This is a genomic window from Microbacterium shaanxiense, from assembly GCF_054779995.1.
Window position 1 is genome coordinate 358,864 of record NZ_BAAGXE010000002.1, and the last position, 23,798, is coordinate 382,661.

Annotated in this window: 24 protein-coding genes; 20 read left to right on the plus strand and 4 right to left on the minus strand. The window is 69.0% G+C overall.

Features of this window, described 5'->3' with window-relative positions; genetic code table 11:
• Positions 1-8 precede the first annotated feature (8 nt).
• Positions 9-1,526: an SDR family NAD(P)-dependent oxidoreductase gene (locus tag ACYVG2_RS06700; RefSeq protein WP_460780260.1), complete on the plus strand. Its 1,518-nt coding sequence runs from the start codon at positions 9-11 to the stop codon at positions 1,524-1,526.
• 292 nt (positions 1,527-1,818) lie between these two features.
• Here the strand turns inward: ACYVG2_RS06700 and ACYVG2_RS06705 are convergent, their stop codons facing one another.
• Positions 1,819-2,157, minus strand: a complete 339-nt coding sequence (locus tag ACYVG2_RS06705; RefSeq protein ID WP_147039977.1) for a winged helix-turn-helix transcriptional regulator — start codon at positions 2,155-2,157, stop codon at positions 1,819-1,821.
• A 76-nt stretch (positions 2,158-2,233) separates the two neighbouring features.
• Between ACYVG2_RS06705 and ACYVG2_RS06710 the strand changes: the two genes are divergently transcribed.
• The 8 genes from ACYVG2_RS06710 to ACYVG2_RS06745 all read left to right on the plus strand — a co-directional run bounded on the left by ACYVG2_RS06710 (position 2,234) and on the right by ACYVG2_RS06745 (position 9,810).
• Entirely contained in the window at positions 2,234-2,890 is a 657-nt protein-coding gene (locus ACYVG2_RS06710; RefSeq protein WP_147039975.1) for an FMN-dependent NADH-azoreductase, read from the plus strand.
• A gap of 97 nt (positions 2,891-2,987) precedes the next feature.
• On the plus strand, positions 2,988-3,818 hold the full coding sequence (locus ACYVG2_RS06715) for a MurR/RpiR family transcriptional regulator (protein ID WP_147039973.1): 831 nt from the start codon (positions 2,988-2,990) through the stop codon (positions 3,816-3,818).
• Between the two features lie 135 nt (positions 3,819-3,953).
• The gene (locus ACYVG2_RS06720) at positions 3,954-4,625 is read left to right on the plus strand and encodes a tyrosine-protein phosphatase (protein WP_460780261.1); all 672 of its coding nucleotides are present in this window, start codon (positions 3,954-3,956) and stop codon (positions 4,623-4,625) included.
• Positions 4,622-5,428, plus strand: a complete 807-nt coding sequence (locus ACYVG2_RS06725) for a metallophosphoesterase family protein (protein ID WP_460780262.1) — start codon at positions 4,622-4,624, stop codon at positions 5,426-5,428. The genes ACYVG2_RS06720 and ACYVG2_RS06725 overlap by 4 nt, the downstream gene beginning before the upstream one ends.
• 6 nt (positions 5,429-5,434) lie before the next feature.
• Entirely contained in the window at positions 5,435-6,472 is a 1,038-nt protein-coding gene (locus tag ACYVG2_RS06730; RefSeq protein WP_460780264.1) for an ABC transporter substrate-binding protein, read from the plus strand.
• A complete protein-coding gene (locus ACYVG2_RS06735; RefSeq protein ID WP_460780265.1) occupies positions 6,472-8,124 on the plus strand; it encodes an ABC transporter permease in 1,653 nt (550 codons plus the stop codon). Before ACYVG2_RS06730 ends, ACYVG2_RS06735 begins: the two co-directional genes overlap by 1 nt.
• A 34-nt stretch (positions 8,125-8,158) precedes the next feature.
• Positions 8,159-9,277, plus strand: a complete 1,119-nt coding sequence (locus ACYVG2_RS06740; protein WP_460780266.1) for an ABC transporter ATP-binding protein — start codon at positions 8,159-8,161, stop codon at positions 9,275-9,277.
• Positions 9,274-9,810: a histidine phosphatase family protein gene (locus tag ACYVG2_RS06745; protein WP_460780267.1), complete on the plus strand. Its 537-nt coding sequence runs from the start codon at positions 9,274-9,276 to the stop codon at positions 9,808-9,810. The genes ACYVG2_RS06740 and ACYVG2_RS06745 overlap by 4 nt, the downstream gene beginning before the upstream one ends.
• 116 nt (positions 9,811-9,926) lie before the next feature.
• Here the strand turns inward: ACYVG2_RS06745 and ACYVG2_RS06750 are convergent, their stop codons facing one another.
• Positions 9,927-10,790 carry an IclR family transcriptional regulator gene (locus ACYVG2_RS06750; RefSeq protein ID WP_460780268.1) on the minus strand — a complete coding sequence of 288 codons (864 nt, stop codon included), beginning with the start codon at positions 10,788-10,790 and terminating at the stop codon, positions 9,927-9,929.
• A 124-nt stretch (positions 10,791-10,914) separates the two neighbouring features.
• On the opposite strand from ACYVG2_RS06750, the gene ACYVG2_RS06755 reads away from it, so the two are divergent.
• The 10 genes from ACYVG2_RS06755 to ACYVG2_RS06800 are packed head-to-tail and all read left to right on the plus strand — an operon-like array spanning position 10,915 to position 21,083.
• A complete protein-coding gene (locus ACYVG2_RS06755) occupies positions 10,915-11,580 on the plus strand; it encodes an ABC transporter permease (protein WP_147039958.1) in 666 nt (221 codons plus the stop codon).
• A 22-nt stretch (positions 11,581-11,602) separates the two neighbouring features.
• Positions 11,603-12,628 carry an ABC transporter ATP-binding protein gene (locus tag ACYVG2_RS06760; protein ID WP_460780755.1) on the plus strand — a complete coding sequence of 342 codons (1,026 nt, stop codon included), beginning with the start codon at positions 11,603-11,605 and terminating at the stop codon, positions 12,626-12,628.
• A gap of 1 nt (position 12,629) precedes the next feature.
• Entirely contained in the window at positions 12,630-13,406 is a 777-nt protein-coding gene (locus ACYVG2_RS06765; RefSeq protein ID WP_188399014.1) for an ABC transporter permease, read from the plus strand.
• A 50-nt stretch (positions 13,407-13,456) separates the two neighbouring features.
• A complete protein-coding gene (locus ACYVG2_RS06770) occupies positions 13,457-14,386 on the plus strand; it encodes a glycine betaine ABC transporter substrate-binding protein (protein ID WP_460780269.1) in 930 nt (309 codons plus the stop codon).
• On the plus strand, positions 14,386-14,898 hold the full coding sequence (gene fae, locus ACYVG2_RS06775; protein ID WP_460780270.1) for a formaldehyde-activating enzyme: 513 nt from the start codon (positions 14,386-14,388) through the stop codon (positions 14,896-14,898). Before ACYVG2_RS06770 ends, fae begins: the two co-directional genes overlap by 1 nt.
• Before the next feature lie 20 nt (positions 14,899-14,918).
• On the plus strand, positions 14,919-15,863 hold the full coding sequence (locus ACYVG2_RS06780; protein WP_460780271.1) for an NAD(P)-dependent oxidoreductase: 945 nt from the start codon (positions 14,919-14,921) through the stop codon (positions 15,861-15,863).
• The gene (locus ACYVG2_RS06785) at positions 15,860-17,362 is read left to right on the plus strand and encodes an NAD-dependent succinate-semialdehyde dehydrogenase (protein WP_460780272.1); all 1,503 of its coding nucleotides are present in this window, start codon (positions 15,860-15,862) and stop codon (positions 17,360-17,362) included. The genes ACYVG2_RS06780 and ACYVG2_RS06785 overlap by 4 nt, the downstream gene beginning before the upstream one ends.
• Before the next feature lie 2 nt (positions 17,363-17,364).
• Positions 17,365-18,141: an SDR family oxidoreductase gene (locus ACYVG2_RS06790; protein ID WP_460780756.1), complete on the plus strand. Its 777-nt coding sequence runs from the start codon at positions 17,365-17,367 to the stop codon at positions 18,139-18,141.
• Positions 18,142-18,198: 57 nt separating this feature from the next.
• Entirely contained in the window at positions 18,199-19,662 is a 1,464-nt protein-coding gene (locus tag ACYVG2_RS06795; RefSeq protein WP_460780273.1) for an FAD-binding oxidoreductase, read from the plus strand.
• Complete coding sequence (locus ACYVG2_RS06800; RefSeq protein ID WP_460780274.1) at positions 19,659-21,083, plus strand: FGGY-family carbohydrate kinase; 1,425 nt, start codon at positions 19,659-19,661, stop codon at positions 21,081-21,083. The genes ACYVG2_RS06795 and ACYVG2_RS06800 overlap by 4 nt, the downstream gene beginning before the upstream one ends.
• A gap of 176 nt (positions 21,084-21,259) precedes the next feature.
• Here ACYVG2_RS06800 and ACYVG2_RS06805 read toward each other — a convergent pair whose 3' ends face one another.
• Together ACYVG2_RS06805 and ACYVG2_RS06810 are read right to left on the minus strand one after the other, a co-directional pair.
• Complete coding sequence (locus ACYVG2_RS06805) at positions 21,260-22,327, minus strand: sensor histidine kinase (protein WP_460780275.1); 1,068 nt, start codon at positions 22,325-22,327, stop codon at positions 21,260-21,262.
• Positions 22,328-22,337: 10 nt separating this feature from the next.
• Positions 22,338-23,012 (minus strand): response regulator transcription factor, encoded by a 675-nt coding sequence (locus tag ACYVG2_RS06810; protein ID WP_460780276.1) that lies wholly within the window; start codon positions 23,010-23,012, stop codon positions 22,338-22,340.
• A gap of 102 nt (positions 23,013-23,114) precedes the next feature.
• Here ACYVG2_RS06810 and ACYVG2_RS06815 point away from each other — a divergent pair, with 102 nt between their 5' ends.
• On the plus strand, positions 23,115-23,792 hold the full coding sequence (locus ACYVG2_RS06815) for a M15 family metallopeptidase (RefSeq protein ID WP_460780277.1): 678 nt from the start codon (positions 23,115-23,117) through the stop codon (positions 23,790-23,792).
• The last annotated feature ends 6 nt before the right edge of the window (positions 23,793-23,798 follow it).

Below are 23,798 nucleotides of genomic sequence, written 5' to 3' on the forward strand. Positions count from 1 at the left end.
TCGGCACAATGACCGATGCGCCCGCTGCCGACACCTCTGACCTCGGCGACGGCCTCGACCCGGCGGATCTCGAGACGACGCTGCGGGTCCTCGCATCGATGGACAAGATCAGCGAAGAGCATCCCGACTACATCGCCGTCCGCCGCGCGACCGCGGCGATGTTCAAGGCTGTCAAGCGCGTGCGCCGCAAGGAGATCCGCGACGCGATCGCCGCGGCCGACAAGGCCGTGGTCGCCAACACCGCGACAGGCGCACCTGACCGCATCGACGACGAGACGCGCGGCAACGACCTGAAGACGACGGTGGATGCCCCGATCGCCGGAGAGCTGCTCAAGCCGCGTAACTGCTACATCTGCAAGCAGCCGTACACGCTCGTCGATGCGTTCTACCACCAGCTCTGCCCTGACTGCGCGCGCTTCAGCCACGGCAAGCGCAATGCCCGCACCGATCTGACCGGCAAGCGCGCGCTGCTCACTGGCGGCCGCGCGAAGATCGGCATGCACATCGCCCTGCGGCTGCTGCGCGATGGCGCGCACACCACCATCACGACGCGTTTCCCCCGTGACGCCGTGCGCCGGTTCTCGTCACTACCGGATGCCGCCGACTGGCTGCACCGGCTGCGCGTCGTCGGCATCGACCTGCGCGATCCGGCACAGGTGATCGCGCTCGCCGATTCGGTCGCGGCCCAGGGGCCGCTCGACATCCTCATCAACAACGCCGCGCAGACGGTCAGGCGCTCGCCTGGTGCGTACTCGCTGCTGGCGGATGCCGAGATGCAGCCGCTCCCCGACGGACCGCTGCCCGAGATGGAGACCTTCGGTCACACGGTCGATCCGCACCCTCAGGCGCTGCAGGCATCCGTCGACTCCAACCCGCTGCTCTCGGTGGCCGCCCTCGGCGGCACGGTGGCGGAGCAGGGCGGACAGGCGCTCACGGCCGAAGACCTCGCGCGGCTCGCGATGGCGCCTGGGTCCTCCTCGCTCCAGAAGCACGCCGACGGCAGTGCGATCGACGCCGGCGGCCTCGTGCCGGACATCAACCGCGTCAACAGCTGGGTGCAGTCGATCGAGCAGGTCGATCCGCTGGAGATGCTCGAGGTGCAGCTCGCCAACACCACGGCTCCCTTCCTGTTGATCAGCCGCCTGCGGGCATCGATGGCCGCATCGTCCGCGCACCGCAAGTACGTGGTGAACGTCTCGGCGATGGAGGGCCAGTTCTCCCGACGCTACAAGGGCCCTGGACACCCGCACACGAATATGGCCAAGGCCGCGCTCAACATGCTCACCCGCACCAGCGCCGGTGAGATGCTCGAGACCGACGGCATCCTGATGACCGCCGTCGACACCGGCTGGATCACGGACGAGCGTCCGCATCACACCAAAGTGCGCCTCGCCGAGGAGGGCTTCCACGCCCCGCTCGACCTCGTCGACGGCGCCGCGCGCGTGTACGACCCCATCGTGCAGGGCGAGGCGGGCGTCGACGTGCACGGGGTGTTCCTTAAGGACTACAAGCCGAACCCCTGGTGATCTGACGCAGACCGGGACGCAGGAACGGGACGGCTGACGCGCAGCCGCCCCGTCCGTGTGATCAGTGAATCAGAGCCCGAGGAGTCCGAGGAGGCTGCTGAGGAGTCCGGTGATGAGGCCGAGGATTGCGTCCATTTTCGTTCCTTCTGTTCGGCGGGCCGGAGCCCGTTTGCGGGGTGATGCTCACGCGCTGTGCGCGCAAGTACACAGAACCGCACGCACGTGACATCGATCTGACGCTCAGGTGAAGATCACGTTTCGTGCGTGACCGCGACGACGTGCTGAGGCGCCGTCAGTGCGCGGGGACCTCGAGGTTCGCAGCCGCCCACTGACCGAGTTCGCTGAGGATCGGCAGCAGCCTCTCGCCGCTGTCCGTCAACGCGTACGACACGGTCACCGGTGGCCCGGCGTCGACTGTGCGGTCGACGAGCCCCGCCTGAGCGAGCTCGGCGAGACGGTCGGAGAGCATGGCGTCGCTGATGCCGGACACGGCGCGGCGCAGTGCCACGAACGTGGCGGGGCCCCCGCCGAGTGACGACACGATCATGCCGTTCCAGCGCTTTCCGAGCACGCTGAAGGCCAGTGTGACAGCGGCGTCACACACGTGGATCGCTGTTTCGGCCTCGGCCATGCCCCCATCATACCTGTGCTACGTTAACGCGAGTCGCTAATAAAAACAGAGTGACTCCGAAAACGAAAGGTCCTTCATGTCCCTGTTCCGCCTGGATGCCAGCATCCTCCCCGCCACATCCGCCAGCCGCTCGCTCGCCGATCTCGTGGAGGCCGAGTGGACGGCATCCCACCCCGACTCGATCGTGACGAGGCGCGACCTCGCCGCCGACCCCGTCCCCGCGACGGTGTGGGCCGACGCCGTCACGTCGAAGTTCGTCGCAGAGGACCAGCGCAGCGAGCAGCAGAACGCCGCGCGCGCCCTCGCGGCCACCTTCGCGGACGAGCTGATCGGCGCGGATGCGCTGCTGTTCGCCGTGCCGCTGTACAACTACGGCGTCTCGCAGCACTTCAAGACGTGGTTCGACCTCGCCTACACCGATCCCCGCATCGATCCGGAGGGAACAGCGCTGAACGGCAAGCCCGCGACTCTCGTCACGGTGCTCGGCGGAAACTACGCGCCGGGGACGCCCAAGGAGGGCTGGGACCACTCCACCGGCTGGCTGCGTCGGGTGCTCGAGGACGTCTGGGGCCTCGACCTGCGCGTCGTGCAGCGCCCGTTCACCCTCGTCGGCGTGAACCCGGCCCTCGACGCCTTCACGGAGGTCGCGAACGAGCTCAAGGGCAAGGCCGAGGAGTCGGCACGCGTGTACGGGCAGGAGCTCGCCGCGACGCGCGGCACCAAGGTCGCCTGAACGGCCGCACCGAGGTCGGGAACTCGTCGATCGGGCCGGGTACGCTATGCCCCGACGGCGCGCATGAGACGTGTCGCGCTCAGGTGAGGACCCGTCGATGACCATCGTCCGCCCCGACGTCAGCGTCCACGCCAGGGTGCGGGCTGCGGCATCCGCACTCGGGCCGAGCGAGGGTCGGGTCGCCGCCGTCATCATGGAGCGCCCCGACGATGTCGTGGACTGGTCCGCCGCCGAACTGGCTTCGGCGGCGGGCACCTCGACCGCCACGGTGATCCGAGCCTGCCAGAGCCTCGGGTTCCGCGGCTTCCAGCATCTGCGCCTCGAACTCGCCCGCTCCGCGCCCCTCGTCCCCAGGGATCAGGCGGATGCCGCAGGGGCGAGCACCTTCGACGACGCGGTGGACGCGCTGCGCCTCGCCCAGGAGAGCGTGGATCCCGAGCGCATCGAGGCGGCGGTCGAGGCGCTTCGGGCCGCTCGCCGGGTCGTTCTCGTCGGCAACGGGTTCTCCGGACCGCCGCTGCAGGATCTCGCGATGCGCCTCAGCGGACTGGGGCGGCCCGTCGAGGCGCCGATCGATCCGCTCGCACAGCAGTTCGCCGTGCACTCGCTCACCTCGGACGATCTCTGCCTCGCGCTGAGCTACTCCGGAGCGAACGTGCAGACGCTGCGCGCGTGCACAGCGGCATCCGAGCGCGGCGCCACGGTCGCGCTGATCACGAGCTACACGCGCTCGCCGCTCGGACGGGCCGCCGACATCGTGATCGCGACGGGCCCGGTCGGCTCGGCGCACGACCTCGACCCGTACCTGGCGCGCCTCGGGCACACGGTGGTGCTGCACGCGCTGCACGGTGCGCTCGCGAGGGACGCCGGGCAGGCCGATGTCGCCGAGATGCGCCACGTCGTCGCCGACGCTCTCAGCGAGGATTGACCGACCGCTCTCTCGCGCACCGATCGTTCTCGTCCCGGTCTCCTGCCGGACACCTGCCTGTCACTGAGACGGGTCAACCTGCCTGTGTAATCGAATTCCAACCGGAATGAAACACATGTAACAGGCAGGGTGGAAATGCGGACGATCGGAATCGACGGGCTGTTCAACGCCCGCGCGACCAGCGCATCGGCGCCGTGGCTCATCCGCACCGGCGCCCCAGATGCACTCAGTGCCGACGGCGTCTCGACGCTGCGCGCACTCGGCGTGAGCGTCATCATCGACCTGCGCGAGCCGAGCGAGGTCGGCGTCGCCGAGCACGGCATCCCGGTGCGCTCCGTGGGGATCTACGGCGCCGAACCACCGCAGACCGGGCGTCTGGAGGACGTCTACGAGGCGCTGCTGCGCGAGCGCGGCGCGGCATTGGCCGTCGCTGTCGGGCTGGTCGCGGACGCCGAGGGCGCCGCTCTCGTGCACTGCACGGCGGGCAAGGACCGCACCGGACTGGTGGTGGCCCTCGCCAGGCTCGCCGCGGGCGACTCCGCCGAGCAGGTCGTGGAGGACTACGTGCTGTCAGAGCCGGATGTCAGACCGGTTCGGGAGAGGCATGCTCTGGCGGTCGCCGGCGCGCTGCCCGCCGCGGAGCGCGAGGAGACGCTCCGCCTGCACCTGGCCAGTCCCCGTGAGGCGATCGAGCATGCGCTCGCCGTGATCGACGGTCTCGGCGGTGCCGCGGCCTACCTCACCGGCAACGGACTGTCGGATCCGCAACTGCGTGAACTGCGGCGCAAGCGGCGGGCTGCGGCGTGAGCCGGGCCAGCGGACGCCTCACGGTGCTGCACGTGAGCGACGTGCACGCCACCGATCACGGCCTGCTCTACGACGCCGTCGACGGTCTCGAACGGCTGCAGGCGGTGGGGGAGTACGCGCGCCGTGCGCGGATCACCCCTGAGGCGGTCATCGTGACCGGCGACCTCATCCAGCGGGGCAACTCCGCGGCGTACGGCGCGGTGCGCGATGCGCTGGCAGATCTCGAGCAGACCGTCCAGGCGCCGGTGCTCACCGTGCTGGGAAACCATGACGAACCGGACGCTGCGCGCATCCTCCGCGGACACGAGAAGTCGCATCACCGCTCGGTGCTCGTGGCCGGCTTGCGCATCATGCTCCTCGACACGTCGTCTGGTGCGCTCGGCGGCGCGCAGCGGGAGTGGCTGGCCGGTGAGCTGGCCGAGCCGCATCGGGACGGCACGGTCATCGCCCTGCATCACCCTCCGCTCGGCTCGCCCCTGCCGACCCTCGCCAAGGCGGGACTGCGCGATGCGGACGAGTTCCTCGACGTCGTCGAGGGCTCAGACGCGCGCGCCATCCTTGCCGGGCACTTCCACCATCCGCTCGCGGCGCACCTGCGCGGCATCCCCGTCACCGTCGGCCCGTCGCTGGCGTACCACCAGGTGATGGATGCGCGCCCCGACCTCATCAGCGGGCACGACCGCGCGATGTTCTCGATCGTGCACCTGCTCTCCGAAGGCATGACCGCGACCAGCGTGAGCCTCGAATCGCCTTCGCCCCTCTTCTCATCCTCCGTTCCTGTACCCGCACATCAGAACAGTTAGGAAGCCATGTCCCGCTCACGCCTCACCACAGCTGTCGCCGCTTTCGGCATCGCAGCCATCACCCTCACCGGTTGCGCTCCGGCGTCATCGGAAGCGGGTGAGAGCCCGGCCGAGACGGCCGACGCACTCGAGCCCACCACGATCACCCTCTACACGTCCGAGCCGCAGGAGAAGGCGGACGAACTCGTCGCCGCCTTCAACGAGGTGCACCCGGAGGTCACCGTCGAGGTGTTCCGCGCGGGCACCGGCGACCTCACCACCCGCGTCGCGACCGAGCAGGAGACCGGCAAGATCCAGGCCGACGTGTTCCTCGCGGCGGACGCCCCCACGTTCGAGAACTACGCCGCGGACGACCTGCTGCGGGAGTACACGCCCGCGGACGTCGACGCCCTCGACCCCGCCGTTGTCGACCCCGAGGGCTTCTACGTCGGCACGCGCATCATCCCGACCGTCATCGCGTACAACACCGACATGGTCGAGGAGGCGCCCGAGTCGTGGGCCGATCTGACCGATGCCGAGTACGCCGACCGTCTCGTGATGCCGAACCCGGATGTCTCGGGAGCGGCCGCCTACAACGCCGCGGTGTGGCTGGACGAGGACCAACTCGGCGAGGAGTGGCTGACCGCCCTCGCGGCCAACCGCCCGGTGATCGCCGACAGCAACGGCCCCGTCTCGCAGGCTGTGGCCACCGGCACCCAGCCCGTTGGCATCGTCGTCGACTACCTGGTGCGCGAGCTCGCCGAGCAGGGCTCGCCCATCGCGGTGTCCTACCCCAGTGAGGGCGTGCCGTTCGTCTCGCAGCCGGTCGGCATCTTCGCGGACTCGGAGAACGTCGAAGCATCCGAGGCGTTCGTCGACTTCCTGGTCAGCGCTGAGGGCCAGAAGCTCGCCGTCGAGCAGTCGTACCTCCCGGTGCGCTCCGACGTCGGCACGCCGGAGGGTGCACCGGAGCTGGACGACATCGCCATCCTCGCGCCCGACCTCGAGACCATCCGCTCGACGCAGGCCGGCGCGGTGGAGACCTTCCGGGAGCTGTTCCAGTAGTGAGTGCTCTCGTTCAGGCTCCGGGGTCGGCGGTTCGCCGACTCCGGAGCCTCGACGGCGTCGATGCGCTGACCGTCGTCCTGTGGATCGTCTGCGGGGCGGTCGTGCTCGTGCCGATCGGCGCCATCATCGCTCTCACCGCCGGCGGTTCGCAGCTCGGCGTGCTCGTGCAGGGCGACGTCGTCGAGGCCGCGGTCAACAGCCTCGTCTCGGCCACCGTCTCCGCTCTGGCCGCCGTCGCGGTCGGCGCGGCGTTCGCAGTCGTGCTCGAGCGCACCGATCTGCGTCATCGCCGGGTGCTGCGCCTGATCGCACTCACCCCGCTGCTCATGCCTCCCTTCGTCGGCGCGATCGCGTGGCTCGGGATCGCAGGACCGTCGAGCCCGCTCAACGTCTGGTGGCGCGGGATGTTCGGCGGTCCGCTGTGGTCGATCTACGGTGCGGACGGGGTCATCATCCTGCTCACCGTGCACAGCTACCCGCTCGCCATGCTCATCGTCTCGGCCGCGCTGCGCCGCATCCCCTCCGACCTCGAGCAGGCCGCGCGAATCTCCGGTGCCGGCCCTGCGAGAGCGCTGTTCTCGGTCACCGTGCCGCTGCTGCGCCCAGCGCTGCTGTCGTCGTTCCTGCTCATCGCGGTGAGCAACCTCGCCGATTTCGGCATCCCTTCGATCATCGGCCTGCCCGAGCGCTACGTGACGCTCGCGACCCTCGTGTACCGGTACCTGCAGTCGGGGACGGTGGACGAGCCGCTCGCCGTGGTCGCGACGATCGGCGTGGTGCTGCTCGTCCTCGCCGTCGGCGCACTGCTGCTGAATGCGACCATCGGACGCCGCGGGTGGGAACTGGATGCCTCTTCCTCACCCCCGCAGCCGCTTCCGCTCGGGCGTGCGCGCACACCGCTGGGGATCGCGATGTGGACCATCGTGCTGGCCATCACGCTGCTCCCGCTGCTCGCGCTGCTCACCCAGTCGCTGCTGCGCGCCCCCGGTGTGCCGTTGACGCTCGAGAATCTCACGTTCGACAACTTCGCCAAGGCGCTGTCGTCGTCGACCGCGCTGGGTGGAGCCGCGAACTCGGTGATGCTCGCGGCGCTCGCCGCCGTCGTCTGCGGTGTCCTCGGCCTGGGTATCGGCGTGCTCACCACCCGCACGTCGGCGCGCGCGGCCAAGGGCCTGAACGCCGTGGCGATGCTGCCGCAGGCCGTGCCGGGGATCGTGATCGCCGTGGCGTGGCTCATCATCGCGCCGCGCATCGGGCTGTTCAACACGCCCTGGCTGATCCTCGCCGCCTACATCACCTCGTTCACCGCGCTGGTCGTCCAGTCGGTCACCGCACCGCTGTCGAGCACGCCGACCAGCGCGGAAGAGGCGGCCCGCATCTCCGGAGCGGGGCGTCTTCGGGCACTGATCGACATCTCGTCGCGCATGGCGCTTCCCGCCGCTATCTCGGGCGCCGTGGTCGTCGCGGCCACGGCCGTGCGCGAGCTGACGCTGTCGGTGCTGCTGCTCTCGCCCGGATCGCAGACCCTCGGGGTCGCGATCTTCAACTTCCAGCAGGCCGGTGCGTTCAGCACCGCAGCGGCGTGGTCGCTCGTCGTGGCCGTGCTCGGCATCGCCGTCATCGGTCTGGCCACCCGCCGCCCCTCATGAACCCGCCCTCCGCACATTCTGAAAGGGAGCAGTCATGGCATCTGTGAATCTCGACTCCGTATCGGTCCGCTATCCGTCAGGGGCCATCGGCCTGGACTCGATCGACATGCACGTCGATGACGGCGAGTTCATCGCACTGGTCGGCCCGTCCGGCTCGGGCAAGACGACACTGCTGCGCACGATCGCCGGGTTCCTCTCGCCGACGAGCGGCCGAGTGACGATCGGCGACCGCACCGTGGCGGAGGGGAGCACGTTCGTGCCGCCGGAGCAGCGCGAGCTGGGCATGGTCTTCCAGCAGCACGCGGTCTGGCCGCACTGGAACGTCGGTCGCAACGTCGAGTATCCGCTGCGCCGCGCCGGAGTGCAGAAGGCGGAGCGATCCGCGCGCGTCGCCTCGGCGCTCGAGCTCGTCGGCCTCGAAGGGTACGCACGTCGCGACCCGGCGACGCTCTCCGGTGGACAGCGGCAGCGCGTCGCGCTCGCCAGGGCGCTGGTCGCTCGTCCTCGGGTGCTGCTGCTCGACGAGGCGCTTTCCGCACTGGACGAGCCGCTGCGCGATCACCTCCGCCTGGAGCTGCATGCCCTGACCCGCGAGCTGGGTCTCACGGTGGTGCACGTCACGCACGACCGTTCTGAAGCACTCGGCCTCGCCGATCGGGTCGCCGTGCTCGATGCCGGAATGATCCGTCAGGTCGGCACGCCGCACGAGCTGGTGACGCGCCCCGCGAGCGGATTCGTCGCACGATTCCTCTCGGATGCCACACTCGTCCCCGGCGCCGTCGACGCCGACGGGTTCCGCGCCGACGGTCATCCGCTCCGGATTCCGCGCGACGCCGGCATGCCGATCTCAGGTCGGGCTCATGCCGCACTGCTCCCGTCGGCGATCGAGGTCGTGCCCGCCGAGGACGGGGACGGCGTCGTGCGCTCGTCGCTGTTCACCCCTGAGGGAAGCGACCTCATGATCGATTGGGCCGGCGTGGCCCTGCGCACGCGTACGCACGGCACGCGACCGCGGGTCGGGGACCGGATGCGCGTCGCCGTTCGCGAGGCGCTCGTCTACGCCGACGACGGCGGCGGGCAGACCGGATCTGCGGCCATGCCGGCGGCCGAGGATGCGGCATCCGCCCGCCCGACATCCTTCGCCCGCGCATGACGGTCGCTCTCGTCCGGCACGGGCGCACCGCCTGGAATCTGGCCAGGCGCATGCAGGGCCGTGCCGACATCCCGCTGGACGCGCACGGGCGGGCGCAGGCGGAGAGCGCAGCGGAACTGCTGTCGCGCGCCACCTGGGACCGCATCGTCACCTCGCCGCTCCGCCGCGCATCCGAGACCGCGTCGCTGATCAGGCTGAAGCTCGCGCACGCCGAGGTCACGACCGACGCACACCTGATCGAGCGCGACTACGGCGCTGCCGAGGGGATGGCGGTGAGCGAGGCGCGTGAGCGCTGGCCGGAGTCGGACTACCCGGATGCCGAGCCGCTGAACGAGACGACAGAGCGGGCGCGGCGGGTGCTGACCCGCATCGAACGGCTGGAGGGGAACAGTATCGTCGTGGCGCACGGCACCCTGCTGCGGGTCGGCGTCGAGGCGCTCACCGACGGCACCTGCCCGCGGATACTCAACGGCCAGGTGGTGCTGTTGGAGAGGGACGGGGCAGAGCGGTTCGTCGCGAGGTTCCTGAGCTGAGGGTCTCGTGAGCCCCACCGCGATGGGCGGACTTCACCCCGATGGGCGGAGGATTCTCAAGGATTCCTCCGCCCATGAGCGCGTTCTCCTCCCGAGGCGGTGTCCCCGAAGCGCGCTCAGGCCATCGCCGTAGGCGAGCCCAGCGAGCTCGAGAGCTCGCGCGCGGCCTGCGCCACGTACGCGCCGAGCCGATCGAGCTGCCCACCGATGCGCGACTTGGGTGCGCTCACGTTGATCGCCGCGACGATGTGCCCGGTGAAGTCGGTGATGGGGGCGGATGCGCCGACGACTCCGAGCTCGAGCTCCTCATCGAGCGTCGCGTAGCCGCGTTCCCGTATCCGCTGCAGTTCCACCAGGAGGGAGTCGAGGTCGCGCACGATCGCCTTGTTCTCCGGCGGCGTCTCCAGGACGGCGAATCCCGCCGCCGCCATCGCCGGGTTCAACGGACCGACGAGGGGCTGGTCGCGGCCGTGCTCGTGGTACCAGCGGGTGAGCGAGGCGCGATCCCAGTCGCTGATGAGCACGCGGCCGGACGGGGTGCGCCACGCCGCCGTCGTCACGCCCTCCCACCCGGTGGTCCGGAACTCGTGCGGGCTCAGCTCGCTGAGAACGGTCAGCACGTTCCCACCGCGGAGTACGCACAGGTGCGTGGTCTCGCGAGTGGACTGCGCGATGTTGCGCAGATGCGGCCGGGCACGGGAGACCAGCGACGCCTCGGTGGTGCGCGCGGCGATCGCGAACAGTCGGCTGCCCAGCCGGTAGTTCATCGTCGTCTCGTCGCGGACCACGAGCTCGGCGTCGGCGAGCGTCGACATCGTCCGGGAGATCACCGCCTTGTCGCGACCGGTGAGCTGCGCGATGCGCATGACGCCAAGACCGCCCTCCGCGACGGCTTCATCGCTGCCCAGCAGTTCGATGATCTCGATGTCCCGACCCAGTCCTGAAGAGTTGCGCCTGGCGGTGCTCTGTGGGGGAGTCATCTGCACAGCGTAGATCGCGGTTGCCATATGGTCAACATCTGTTGTGGGAATGTCATCGGTTCCCTAATCTGATGTCATCGTCACCCGGACGATCCCCTCACCGTTGAGAAAGGAGCGACAGTCCGTGTCAGGATTCGATCTCGACAACGTCACGAAGTTCCTCGAACGCCGCTGGGAAGACATCCTTCAGCTGGCGGCCGAGCACCTGCTCGTCGTGGTGATCTCGCTCGCCATCGCGCTCGTCATCGGGGTGGTCCTCGGCCTGCTGGTGTGGGACCGTGCGACGCCGCGTGCGATCGCGATCACCTCGGCATCCGTCGCGATCACGATCCCCTCGCTCGCACTGCTCGCGCTGCTCAGCCCGATCCTCGGCCTCGGCTGGGGACCGACGATCGTCGCCCTCGTCTTCTATTCGCTGCTGCCGATCATCCGCAACACGGTGGTCGGGCTGCGCGAGATCCCCGCGCACATCCTCGAGTCGGCGACGGCCATGGGGATGAGCAGGCCCAGGGTTCTGCTGACCACGCAGCTCCCGCTCGCATGGCCCGTGATCCTCACCGGCACCCGTGTGGCCGCGCAGCTGTCGCTGGGCATCGCCGCGATCGCCGCCTACGTCGCCGGCCCCGGCCTCGGCCAGTACATCTTCAAAGGACTCTCGTCGCTCGGTTCGAAGAACGCGTTGAACTACGCCCTCGCCGGCACCGTCGGAGTCATCGTCCTCGCGCTCCTCGTCGACGGAGCGTTCGTTCTCATCTCCCGATACACAACCTCGAGGGGTCTTCGTGCCTGATCTCACCACTGACACACAGAAGGTGTCCACCGACACCGGTTTCCTCTCCGCGATCGCGCAGAAGCAGCGCGGAGTCGGCATAGAGCTCCGCGGGGTCAGCAAGGTCTACCCCGGCCAGGATGCGCCGGCCGTCGAGGACTTCTCGATGCAGATCGACCCTGGCGAGCTCATCATGTTCGTCGGGCCCAGCGGATGCGGCAAGACGACCACGATGAAGATGATCAACCGCATCATCGAGCCCACTGGCGGCTCCATCCGCATCGACGGCACCGACATCCTGTCGATGAACCCCAATCAGCTCCGCCGCCATATCGGGTACGTCATCCAGCAGATCGGGCTCTTCCCGCACCTGACGATCGCCGAGAACATCGGCGTCGTGCCCCGCCTGCTCGGCTGGTCGAAGGCGAAGACGGCCGAGCGCGTCGACGAGCTGCTGCAGACCGTGCAGCTCGACCCCGGACAGTTCGCGAAGCGCTACCCGAAGCAGCTCTCGGGCGGCCAGCAGCAGCGAGCGGGCGTCGCCCGCGCTCTCGCCGCCGACCCGCCCGTGATGCTCATGGACGAGCCGTTCGGCGCGACCGACCCCATCACGCGCGAGAAGCTGCAGGCCGAGTTCCTGCGCCTGCAGGCCGACATCGGCAAGACGATCATCTTCGTCACGCACGATTTCGATGAGGCGATCAAGCTCGGCGATCGGATCGCCGTGCTCAGCGATCGCTCGCACATCGAGCAGTTCGACACCCCGGCGCACATCCTCGCCAACCCGGCGAACGAGTACGTGGCCTCATTCATCGGCCACGGTGCCGCCCTGAAGAGGCTGGCACTCATCCCCGTCTCGGAGGCCCAGCTGCGTCCGGCATCCGATGGGGCACCGCAGATCGATCTCGACGTCTCGCTGCGCGATGCGCTCGACCTGCTCATGGTCACCGGAGCACCGGTCGTCAACGTGGTCGACGCCGACGGCCGAGTGCGCGGCTCCATCGACAACGCGGGGATCTCCGCAGTGCTCACTGACGCGCCGGGTGCCGCCGTCGAAGGAGTGCACTGACATGACCGTCGTCTCCGCGACCCAGATGACCCCGGTCGTCGCCCGCCGTGGTCGGTTCGGCTCGGTCGCACGCATCTCCGCCGCGCCGATCGTCGTCGGCGTCGTGCTCGTGCTCACCCTCGTGTGGGTCGCGAGCATCCCGCTGGACTCGATCGAGCAGCGCACCCTCAACCCTGACTACATCCTGTCCCGTGTCGGAGAGCACCTGCTGCTCACCGCCGCGGCCTCAGCACTCGTGGCCGTCCTCGCGATCCCCGCCGGCATCGGCGTCTACCGCAGTCGCTCGAAGATCGTGCACGCCTTCGCCCTCGGACTCGCGAACATCGGCCAGGCCACGCCCGCGGTCGGCGTCGTGATCCTGCTGGCGATCGTGTGGCAGACCGGTTTCGCCACGGCGCTGGTCGCACTCGTCGCGTACTCGTTCCTCCCCGTCCTGCGCAACACTCTGGTCGGCCTCGAGCAGGTGGATGCCGGGGTCAAGGAGGCCGCCCGCGGCATGGGGATGACATCGGGGCAGGTGCTGCGCCGCATCGAGCTTCCGCTCGCATCGCCCGTGATCCTCGCAGGCCTGCGCACCGCCCTCGTCTTCTGCGTCGGCGTCGCGACGATCGCGACGTTCATCAACGCCGGCGGCCTCGGCGACATGATCGTCAACGGCCTGAAGCTGCAGCGATTCCCTGTACTCCTCGTCGGCGCCGTCCTCGTCGCGGCCATCGCCGTCCTCATCGACTGGATCGCCGGTCTCGTCGAAGAAGCAGTCCGCCCGCGCGGGCTGTGACCCGCGCTTCCCATCACACGCATCTGCACGTCACACACCAAGGAGCAGTCATGAAGAAACACCTCATCACCGGAGTCACCGCGCTCGCCGCGGGTGCGCTCCTTCTGTCGGGATGCTCTGGCTCGACCAGCAGCGCCAGCGCCGGCGACGAGCTCGAAGGGCTGACCGGGCAGGTCGGCTCGAAGGACTTCTCGGAGCAGTACATCCTCGCCTACATCACCACCGAGCTGCTCAACGCACACGGCGCCGATCTCGAGGCGAACGTGAAGCTGGTCGGCTCGGCCAACGTGCGACAGGCACTCGAGAACGGCGACTTCATCGGCTACTGGGAGTACACCGGCACCTCGTGGATCACCTACAACGGCAACACCACGCCGGTCAAGGGCGCTGAGGCCCAGTTCGACGCCGTCAAGGAAGCGGATGCCGAGAAGGACATCGCGTGGCTCGACCCCGCGCCGCTCAACAACACCTACGCGTTCGCCGTCCGCGCCGACAAGGCAGAAGAACTCGGCGTCAAGACGATGAGCGACGTCGCCGCGCTCCCCGCCGAGGACCAGACGTTCTGCATCGAGAGCGAGTTCTCCACTCGGGACGACGGATGGCCAGGGCTCAAGACCGCGTACGGGATCGACATCCCCGACTCGAACGTCACGATGCTCGACACCGGTGTCATCTACACCGCGACCCAGAAGGGCGACGACTGCAACTTCGGCGAGGTGTTCCAGACCGATGGCCGCATCCCCGCTCTCGATCTGGTCGTGATGGAGGATGACGAGGAGTTCTTCCCCTCCTACCAGGGCGGCTTCACGATCCGCCAGGAGGTCCTCGACGACTACCCGGAGATCGCGGACATCATCGCCGAGATCGCGCCGCTGCTGACCACCGAGGAGATGCAGAAGCTCAACGCACTCGTCGACGTCGAGGGTGAAGACCCCGAGGACGTCGCGATCGACTGGCTCGAAGAGCAGGAGCTGATCTGATGACGGACGCGCTTCAGCTGGGCGAGAGCTTCATCGGCGAAGGAGTCAACGCGGCGCACATCAACAGCGTCTACGGCCCTCGCACCGGACCGGCCGGCACGGCCTGGGCCACGGCTCTCGCGACTCCGAGTCCGGGGCACGTGCCGTTCGTCGCGGTGCTGCGCCCCTCCCTCCCCGTCAAGCCGCTGACGCTGTTCGTCACCAAGGCCGCACCGGCGAATGAGGAGCACGGCAACCACATCTGGGGCCCGGCGCAGGCCGGGGTCGCGGCAGGCGTCGCGGACGCCGTCGCGGAGGGAACGCTCCCCGCGGATGCCGTCGACGACAACGTCGTGATCACCGCCGTCTGGGTCAACCCTGGCGCGGATGATGCGGATGCCGTGTACCGCAACAACCGCGAGGCCACCCGCACCGCCCTGCGCAACGGCTCGCAGGGTCTGCCACGCACCGAAGAGGTTCTCGACGCACGGTCGGCACCTCGCAATCCCTTCTACACGGCCCCGGCCGACTGAGCACTGGAGAACTGATAAGCATGGTCACTACCCCGACGGTCGGTTTCATCGGCCTCGGCAGCATGGGCTCGGGCATGTCCTCGAACCTGCAGAAGGCGGGATACCGTCTCGTCGTCACCGACGTCCGGCCGGAGGCGGCGGCGGCGCTCGTCGAAGGCGGCGCCACGTGGGCTGCATCGGCCGCCGAGGTCGCAGCCGCCAGCGACATCATCATCACGATGCTCCCGACGCCGCGTCACGTGACCGACGTCGTGAGCGGTCCTGGAGGGATGCTGGAGGGCATCGCCGACGGCGCTACGTGGATCGACATGTCCACCTCGGTGCCGGAAGTGGCCGACCGGGTGCGCGCGGAGGAGAGTGCGCGCGGACTGCGCATCCTCGATGCGCCGGTGAGTGGAATGGCGAAGGGCGCGGCGTCGGGCATGCTGCAGATCTTCGTCGGCGGCGATGCCGACGACGTCGAACGGGTGCGTCCCGTGCTCGAGGCAATGGGCGATCCAGAGCGGATCCTCCACGTCGGCGGCCATGGTGCCGGCTACGCCGTGAAGCTGATGATCAATCAGCTCTGGTTCTCGCACCTGGTCGCGACCGCGGAAGTGCTGGCCGTCGGCGTTCGCGCGGGCGTCGACCTGGGAGTGCTGCGCGACTCGCTCATCGCGAGCCCAGCGAACAGCACGTTCGTGGAGCGCGACGTGCTCTCCATCCTGGAGCACGGCGACTACGACGAGGGCTTCGCGATCGCACTCGCCTGCAAGGATCTGGGCCTGTCGATCGATCTGGCGAGGTCGGTCGGCGTGCCCGTCGAGCTCTCCTCACTGGTCGAGCAGGTCTACCGCCGGGCGCGGGCGTCGTACGGAGACAAGGCGGGGGAGATGACGCCGTTCCGGCTGTACGAGGACCTCATCCACAGCGAACTCCGGCTCACCCCCGAACTCGTGCTGGCCGGATCGGAGGAGCAGGCATGACCGTTGCGGATCCCAGCACGGACACTCGTGAGCGGCAGCTGCTGGAGCGCGTGCCGACGCAGCTGCTTCTCGGCGACGGCTGGACGGATGCCGAGGGCGGCCGTACTTTCCCGGTCACCGATCCCTCGACGGGCGAGGTGCTGGCCGAGGTCGCCGACGCCCGGCCGGAGGACGGCGAGCGTGCACTCGCCGCGGCGGCAGCGGCTCAGGAGAGCTGGGCGGCCACGCCGCCGAGGGAGCGCGGTGAGATCCTGCGCCGTGCCTTCGAGCTCGTCACCGCACGCGCGGACGACTTCGCCCTGCTGATGACCCTCGAGATGGGCAAGCCGCTCGCGGAATCCCGTGGCGAGGTCGCCTACGGCGCCGAGTTCCTGCGCTGGTTCTCCGAGGAGGCCCCGCGGATCTCGGGTCGGTTCGCGATGGCCCCCGACGGGAAGAGCCGCCTGCTGGTGATGAAGACCCCGGTGGGGCCGTCGCTGTTCATCACGCCGTGGAACTTCCCCCTGGCGATGGCGACGCGCAAGATCGCACCGGCGATCGCTGCCGGCTGCACCATGGTGCTCAAGCCCGCAGCGCTCACTCCGCTGACCGCGCTCCTGTTCGCCGAGGTGCTGCGAGAGGCGGGCTTGCCCGACGGCGTGCTCACGGTCATCCCGACCACGAGCGCCGGCGCCGTCACCGGTCCGCTCATCCGCGATCCTCGGTTGAGGAAGCTGTCCTTCACCGGTTCCACTGAAGTGGGCAGGCGCCTGATCGCCGACTCCGCCGAACAGGTGCTGCGCGTCTCGATGGAGCTCGGCGGCAATGCGCCGTTCCTGGTGTTCGAGGATGCCGACCTCTCGAAGGCCGTCGACGGTGCCGTGCTGGCGAAGATGCGCAACGGCGGGGAGGCCTGCGTGGCCGCGAACCGCTTCCTCGTCCAGCGAGGCGTCGCCGCCGAGTTCACTCGTCTGTTCACCGAGCGGATCGCCGCTTTCCGGGTCGGCCGCGGGACGGATGCCGCCACCACGATGGGTCCTCTCGTGGATGAGGCGACGCGGAGCAAGGTCGCGGAGCTGGTCGACGGCGCTGTCAGCGACGGGGCCACTCTCGCTCTGGGCGGGCACGCGCTTCCCGGAGCCGGTTACTTCTACGAGCCCACCGTGCTCGCAGACGTGCCGGTGGATGCCGCGATCCTCGACGAGGAGATCTTCGGTCCCGTCGCCCCGATCGTCGTGTTCGACACGGAGGAGGAGGCGATCGAGATCGCCAATCGCACACCGTTCGGACTCGTCTCGTTCGCGTACACGTCGGATCTCAACCGCGGCCTCCGCCTCGCGGAGCGCCTCGAGACGGGCATGTTCGGCATCAACGCCGGCGTCGTGTCGAACCCCGCCGCGCCGTTCGGCGGCGTCAAGCAGTCCGGCCTCGGGCGTGAGGGCGGATTCGAGGGGATCGATGAGTACCTCGAGACGCGCTACGTGAACATCGCCGACCCGTACGCACCCGAGGGCAGGTGAGCATGGAGATCACCGACTTCTCCCTCGACCTGTTCTCGCTCGACGGCCTGACGGCCGTCGTCACGGGTGGTAACACCGGATTGGGGCGGGCTTTCAGCCTGGCCCTGGCCAAGGCGGGAGCGAACGTCTTCGTGGCCGGGCTCGCAGAGGACGACGGCATGACGCGTCGCCTGATCGAGGCCGAAGGACGCGAGTACGCGTTCCTCGAGGCGGACATCGCCCGCCGCGGTGTGCCGGCAGAGGTCGTCGCGGCCTGCGTCGAGCGCTTCGGATCGCTCGACGTGCTCGTCAACTCGGCCGGCATCGCGCTGCTCGACGACGTCGATGCGTTCGATCGCGACAAGTGGGATCCGATGATCGCGGTCAACCTCACGGCACCGTTCGAGCTCGCGCACGAGGCGAGCCGGGTCATGCGCAGCCAGGGCAGAGGGAAGATCATCAACATCGCCTCGCTGTTCGCGTTCCTCGGCGGGAAGCAGTCGCCCGCGTACGCCGCGACGAAAGCCGGGATCGTCGGTTTCACGAAGGCGTACTGCGACGAGCTCGCCGCCGACGGCATCCAGGTCAATGCGATCGCGCCGGGGTATTTCGCGACCGCGATCACGGCCGCCACCCGATCAGATCCCGAGGCGAGCCGACGGATCCTCGAGCACATCCCCGCCGAGAGGTGGGGAGACCCCGCCGACCTCATGGGGGCGACGGTCTTCCTCGCGAGCCGCGCCTCGGACTACGTCAACGGGCACGTGCTCGTCGTCGACGGCGGCTACCTCGTCCGCTGACCAGCTCTTCACAGACCCACCCGATCCGAACAACTCCTGAAAGCGAAGGCCATTCCCATGTCGGCATCACGATCCGCCCTCAGTCGCGACGAGATCGTCACGCGCGTCACCGCGCTCCTCGGCGCCGATGCGGTCGACACAGATCCGCGCGAGCTCGAGCTCGCCAGTGTCGACCGCTTCAAGAAGTACCAGTCCGTCCACGGCATCTTCGACGGCCCGATCCCTGCGATCATCGCCTATCCCCGCACCACCGAAGAGGTGGCGGACGTCCTGCGCTTCGCGAACGACAACCTGATCAATGTCGTGCCGCGCACCGGCCGCACGGCGACCGAGGGCGGTCTCGAGACGGTCGTCGAGGACACGATCGTCCTGGACGGCTCGCGGATGGACAGCGTCCTCGATGTGAACGAGACCGACATGACGGTGACGGTGCAGTGCGGCGTGCCGCTGCAGCGGCTCGAGGACGAACTCCGCGAGCGCGGCCTGACCACCGGCCATTCGCCGCAGTCCAAGCCGCTCGCGCAGTACGGCGGGCTGGTCGCGACCAGATCCATCGGACAGTTCTCGACCCTCTACGGTGCGATCGAGGACATGGTCGTCGGACTCGAAGCGGTGTTCCCCGACGGCACGGTGACCCGTATCAAGAATGTGCCGCGCCGTGCAGCCGGTCCCGACATCCGCCACATCATCATCGGCAACGAGGGCGCGCTGTGCGTGATCACCGAGGTCACGGTGAAGATCTTCCCGTACCACCCGGAGAGCACCCGCTTCTTCGGGTTCCTCGTCGATGAGTTCGAGGTCGGCGTCGAGGCGCTGCGCGAACTCGTCACCGCCGGATACCGGCCCTCGGTCTGCCGGGTCTACTCTCCTGAAGACGCGAACCAGCACTTCGCGCACTTCTCCGAGGGCAAGTCGGTCGTCGTGCTCACCGCCGAGGGACCGGAGCCGCTCGCGGCCGCGACGGCCACCGGCATCGAGGCCGTGTTCGCCGAGCGGCCGCACCAGCGGGTCGACTCCGCCCACATCGAGACGTGGTTCCAGGGGCTCAACTGGGGGCAGGACAAGATCGATGCCGAGAAGGAGGCGATGCTGCGCGATTCGCATCTCGGATACACCACTGAGGTGTCGATCAACTGGTCAGGGGTGAGCAGTCTCTACCACGCCGTCATCGACCGCATCCGGTCGGAGTACCCGCGCGCCGATCACCTCACGATGCTCGGAGCGCACTCGTCGCACAGCTACCAGACCGGCACGAACCTTTACTTCGTCTACGACTACGACATCGACTGCGAGCCGCGGCAGGAGATCGACCTTTATCACGTGCCGCTCAATGCGATCATCGTGGAAGAAGCACTGCGACTGGGAGGTTCGATGGTGCACCACCACGGCATCGGCAAGTACCGCACACCCTGGACTCGCCAGGAGCACGGCTCGGCGTACCCGATGCTGGAGCGGCTCAAGCAGGCGTTCGACCCGAACGGCGTGATGAACGCGGGCACGATCCTCCCGCTCGAGGCGTGAGCGGACCCCGCTACGTCGTCGCCATCGACGGCGGGTCGCAATCGACCAAGGTGCTCGTCGTCGACGAGGCCGGAAAGATCCACGCGTCCGCGCAGCGACGGCTGAGACCGACCGAGTCTCCGTCGCCCGGTCACGTCGTTCATCCCGATGACGATCTCTGGGACTCGATCGTCGAGGCCTGCCGTGAGGCGCTCGGACGTTTCGAGGGCGATCCCGATCGCATCGTCGGGGTCGGGCTGTGCACGATCCGCTTCTGCCGTGCGCTGCTCGACGCGGACGGCGGTCTCGTCGAGCCCGTGCTCAGCTGGATGGACGAACGCGTGTCGCGGCCGCATGAGCAGGATGCTCGCGTGCACTACGTGACGACGTCGTCGGGATATCTGACCCATCGGCTGACGGGCGAGCGGCGCGACAGCGTCGGCAATCAGCAGGGGGTGTGGCCCGTCGATCAGGGGCGGTGGCGCTGGTCCGACGACCCGGACGCCTATGCGCGCACGGGAATGCGGGCGGAGCAGCTGTTCGACCTCGTGCTGCCGGGCGAGATGCTCGGTCGGGTCACCGCCGCTGCCGCCGCGGCGACCGGCCTTCCCACCGGGCTGGACGTGTACGCCACCGCGAACGACAAGGCCGTGGAGGCGCTGGGCTCGGGGCTGAGGGAGGATCGGACGGCCCTTCTGTCGCTCGGCACGTATGTCGCGGCGATGACGGTCGGGCGCGACGCGAGCGCGACCGATGACCGTTACTGGACGAACTTCGCGGCTGAGCCGGGTCGGTACCTGTACGAGAGCGACGGCATCCGACGGGGCATGTGGACGGTCAGCTGGTGGCGCGACCTGCTCGACGCCGGGCAGGGGATCACGGACGATGAGCTCAATGCAGGGGCGAGCGGCATCGCGCCGGGCAGCGACGGGCTGATGGCCGTTCTGGACTGGCTCGCCCCCGGCGGGGCGGCGCACCGGCGCGGGGCGCTGCTCGGGTTCGACGGGGGTCAGGGACGATTCCACGTGCACCGCGCCATCCTGGAGGGCATCGCCCTCACGATGCGCGGGCACGTCGATGCGATGGAGGCCGCGCTCGGGCACTCGTTCGAGAGCGTGATCGTCTCGGGTGGCGGCTCGCGGTCGGACCTGATGATGTGCATCCTCGCGGCCGTGTTCGAGAGACCTGTGCGGCGCAACCGACTGACGGATGCCGCGGGCATGGGCGCGGCGATCTCCGCGTTCGTCGGCGCCGGCGTGCACGCGTCGTGGGACGAATCCGTCGCCGCGACCGTGCACGCCGCCGACAGCTTCACGCCCGAATCGGAATGGGTGCAGGCGTACCGACCGGTGCGCGAGGCGTATTCGCTGCTGCCTCGGCATCTGGACCCGCTGTTTCTGGAGTGGCAGGCGATCGCCGCGCGGGCGGCCGATGCGGGATAGTCCCGCAGTGATGGGCGGACTTCGCGGTGATGGGCGGAGCCGAGTGAAGCAGCGCCACCCTGTCCGGCGGACTTCACGGCGATGGGCGGACGATTCGCGAGGATCTGTCCGCCCATCACGGAGTTCTCCGCCCATCACAGTGACCGACGCGGCGCCCGACGAGGCGCCCGCCACCCTCACTCGACCGGCAGCCGCACCGTGACGATGAGCCCGCCGCCGCTGCGCGGCTCCAGCTCGAGCGTTCCGCCGTGGGCGCGCGTTATCCCGTCGGCGATCGCGAGCCCGAGGCCCGCACCCGCATGAGCTGCATCCTTGCTCCGGAACCGGCCGGCACCGCGTTGGAACGGCTCCCGCAGCGTGGCGAGGAGATGGGCAGGGATCACTTCACCGGTGTTCTCCACGACGGCCACCGCGCCCCGGGAGCTCATCTCGGTGCGCACCTCGACGCTGCCGCCCACCGCGATGTTGTGCACGATCGCGTTGTGCACGAGGTTGACGATGAGCTGCTGGAGCAGCGCAGGAGAGCCGTCGACAGAGGCCGTCGTGCCCCGGATGTCGAGTGTCACGCCCCGCCGATCGGCGAGCGGATGCAGGCTCTCCACCGCTTCCTCGGCCAGCAGCGACAGCTCAACGCGCTCGCGACTGAACGTGCCGCGGTCGGCCCTGGCCAGCAGGAGCAGCGCTTCGGTCAGAGCGATCGCCCGTGCGTTGACGTCCTGCAGACGGTCGATGAGAACGTCGACGTCGCGCTCGGGATCCTCGCGCGCCACCTCGAGCATCGCCTGCGAGATCGCCAGGGGCGTGCGCAACTCGTGCGAGGCGTTCGAGGCGAAGCGCCGCTGCTCCTCAACGTGCGCCTCGAGCCGCGCGAGCATCGTGTCGAATACGTCAGCGAGGTCGCGGAACTCGTCCTTCGCGCCCGGCATGTCGACGCGATGCGAGAGCGAACCATCGGCCGCGAGGCGAGCGGCCTCATTGAGCCGGGTCAGCGGCGCCAGCATCCGGCCCGCGAGGAACCAGCCCCCGACCAGGCCGAGCGCGAGGAGGAAGACGAGCGCCACGATCGTCGGCGGCACGAACGCGCGCACCAGGTCGGAGCGGTTGGGTACGAAGGGGCCTATGGTCCTGATCTGCCCGTCCGGCACGTAGCGCAGCAGGAAGAGCGCGACCACCGCCAGCAGCAGCACGCCCGCGACCATCAGGAATCCGGCGTAGCTCAGCGTCAGTTTGAGCCGAGCGCTCATGCCGCGGCGCCTAGCCATCGGCGGCATCCGTGTCTATCCGATAGCCCACACCCGGCACCGTCAGGATCAGCCAGGGCTCGCCGAGCCTCTTGCGCAGCGACGAGACCGTGATGCGCACGGCGTTCGTGAAGGGGTCGGCGTTCTCGTCCCATGCCCGCTCGAGCAGCTCCTCGGCGCTGACCACGCCGCCCGCGGCACTGACGAGCACCTCCAGCACGGCGAACTGCTTGCGCGTCAGTGCGACGTAGCGGTCATCGCGGTACACCTCGCGGCGGAACGGGTCGAGGCGGAGGCCGGCGACCACGTGCACCGGAGGGCGCACGTGCGTGCGTCGCCGGTCGAGGGCGCGCAGCCGCAGTACGAGTTCGCGCATCTCGAACGGTTTGGTGAGATAGTCGTCGGCGCCGAGTTCGAATCCCGACTCCTTGTCGTCGAGGCGGTCGGCGGCGGTGAGCATGAGGATCGGGATGCCGCTGCGGGAGTCCACGATCCAGCGCGCGACCTCATCACCGGAAGGGCCGGGGATGTCGCGATCGAGCACGGCGAGATCGTACGAGTTGATGCTCAGCAGCTCGAGCGCGGTGTCGCCGTCACCCGCGATGTCGGCGGCGATCGCCTCGAGCCGCAGACCATCGCGCACCGCCTCCGCCAGATACGGTTCGTCCTCGACGATCAGCACGCGCATGAGTCTGCTTCCATGTGCTCAGATCCTACGCACCCGCGCATATCGGGAGCGTATGAAGAAACGCATACGGCGTCGCAACGTCGCGCCGGGTTCGCTGGATGCATGAGAACCACCCATGTGCTCGCCCCTCCGCCGACTTCGCCTGCGGACGCCCGCCGCCAGCAGCGTCGTGCCGTGGCCGCGCTCGTCGTCACCCTGATCGCGCTCGTCATAGCACTCGTGCTCGTGGTGGCCAACGGGTCCCGGTCGCTCGCAGAGATCGCCGGCGGGTCAGGGCAGCCTGTCGTGTTCGACCCCATCGGCGATTCGGGCTCCGTCCTCACCTCCGAGCACGGCTACATCGCCGAGGGCGAAGGGCTGTCCGTGTTCGAGGACCAGGCGCCGGCCGTGACCCGATTGAACCCCGCGCTCCTCGACGCACTGCGCCGGGCGGCCACGGATGCCGAGGCGAGCGGTGTCGAGTTCGACGTCAACAGCGGCTGGCGATCGCCGGAGTATCAGAGCTTCCTGTTGCGCGCGGCGGTCGATGACTACGGCTCGGAGGAGGAGGCGGCACGCTGGGTCGCGACGGCGCAGACCTCAGCGCACGTGTCGGGGGATGCTGTCGACATCGGTCCGCTCACGGCGACCGACTGGCTCGCCCAGCACGGCGCGCAGTACGGGCTGTGCCAGATCTACGGCAACGAGTCGTGGCACTACGAACTGCGACCGGATGCTGTCGCCTCAGGCTGCCCGCCGGCGTACTCCGATCCGACCGAGGATCCGCGGATGCACGGCTGAACGCGG

What these genes read in the sequence shown, in the direction of transcription:
- ACYVG2_RS06805 (WP_460780275.1), bottom strand. Translation starts at nt 22,327, where the DNA reads ATGAGCGCTCGGCTCAAACTGACGCTGAGCTACGCCGGATTCCTGATG.
- ACYVG2_RS06745 (WP_460780267.1), top strand. Translation starts at nt 9,274, where the DNA reads ATGACGGTCGCTCTCGTCCGGCACGGGCGCACCGCCTGGAATCTGGCC.
- fae (WP_460780270.1), top strand. Translation starts at nt 14,386, where the DNA reads ATGACGGACGCGCTTCAGCTGGGCGAGAGCTTCATCGGCGAAGGAGTC.
- ACYVG2_RS06750 (WP_460780268.1), bottom strand. Translation starts at nt 10,790, where the DNA reads ATGACTCCCCCACAGAGCACCGCCAGGCGCAACTCTTCAGGACTGGGT.
- ACYVG2_RS06730 (WP_460780264.1), top strand. Translation starts at nt 5,435, where the DNA reads ATGTCCCGCTCACGCCTCACCACAGCTGTCGCCGCTTTCGGCATCGCA.
- ACYVG2_RS06765 (WP_188399014.1), top strand. Translation starts at nt 12,630, where the DNA reads ATGACCGTCGTCTCCGCGACCCAGATGACCCCGGTCGTCGCCCGCCGT.
- ACYVG2_RS06795 (WP_460780273.1), top strand. Translation starts at nt 18,199, where the DNA reads ATGTCGGCATCACGATCCGCCCTCAGTCGCGACGAGATCGTCACGCGC.
- ACYVG2_RS06700 (WP_460780260.1), top strand. Translation starts at nt 9, where the DNA reads ATGACCGATGCGCCCGCTGCCGACACCTCTGACCTCGGCGACGGCCTC.
- ACYVG2_RS06815 (WP_460780277.1), top strand. Translation starts at nt 23,115, where the DNA reads ATGAGAACCACCCATGTGCTCGCCCCTCCGCCGACTTCGCCTGCGGAC.
- ACYVG2_RS06705 (WP_147039977.1), bottom strand. Translation starts at nt 2,157, where the DNA reads ATGGCCGAGGCCGAAACAGCGATCCACGTGTGTGACGCCGCTGTCACA.
- ACYVG2_RS06790 (WP_460780756.1), top strand. Translation starts at nt 17,365, where the DNA reads ATGGAGATCACCGACTTCTCCCTCGACCTGTTCTCGCTCGACGGCCTG.
- ACYVG2_RS06780 (WP_460780271.1), top strand. Translation starts at nt 14,919, where the DNA reads ATGGTCACTACCCCGACGGTCGGTTTCATCGGCCTCGGCAGCATGGGC.
- ACYVG2_RS06740 (WP_460780266.1), top strand. Translation starts at nt 8,159, where the DNA reads ATGGCATCTGTGAATCTCGACTCCGTATCGGTCCGCTATCCGTCAGGG.
- ACYVG2_RS06715 (WP_147039973.1), top strand. Translation starts at nt 2,988, where the DNA reads ATGACCATCGTCCGCCCCGACGTCAGCGTCCACGCCAGGGTGCGGGCT.
- ACYVG2_RS06770 (WP_460780269.1), top strand. Translation starts at nt 13,457, where the DNA reads ATGAAGAAACACCTCATCACCGGAGTCACCGCGCTCGCCGCGGGTGCG.
- ACYVG2_RS06785 (WP_460780272.1), top strand. Translation starts at nt 15,860, where the DNA reads ATGACCGTTGCGGATCCCAGCACGGACACTCGTGAGCGGCAGCTGCTG.
- ACYVG2_RS06720 (WP_460780261.1), top strand. Translation starts at nt 3,954, where the DNA reads ATGCGGACGATCGGAATCGACGGGCTGTTCAACGCCCGCGCGACCAGC.
- ACYVG2_RS06710 (WP_147039975.1), top strand. Translation starts at nt 2,234, where the DNA reads ATGTCCCTGTTCCGCCTGGATGCCAGCATCCTCCCCGCCACATCCGCC.
- ACYVG2_RS06810 (WP_460780276.1), bottom strand. Translation starts at nt 23,012, where the DNA reads ATGCGCGTGCTGATCGTCGAGGACGAACCGTATCTGGCGGAGGCGGTG.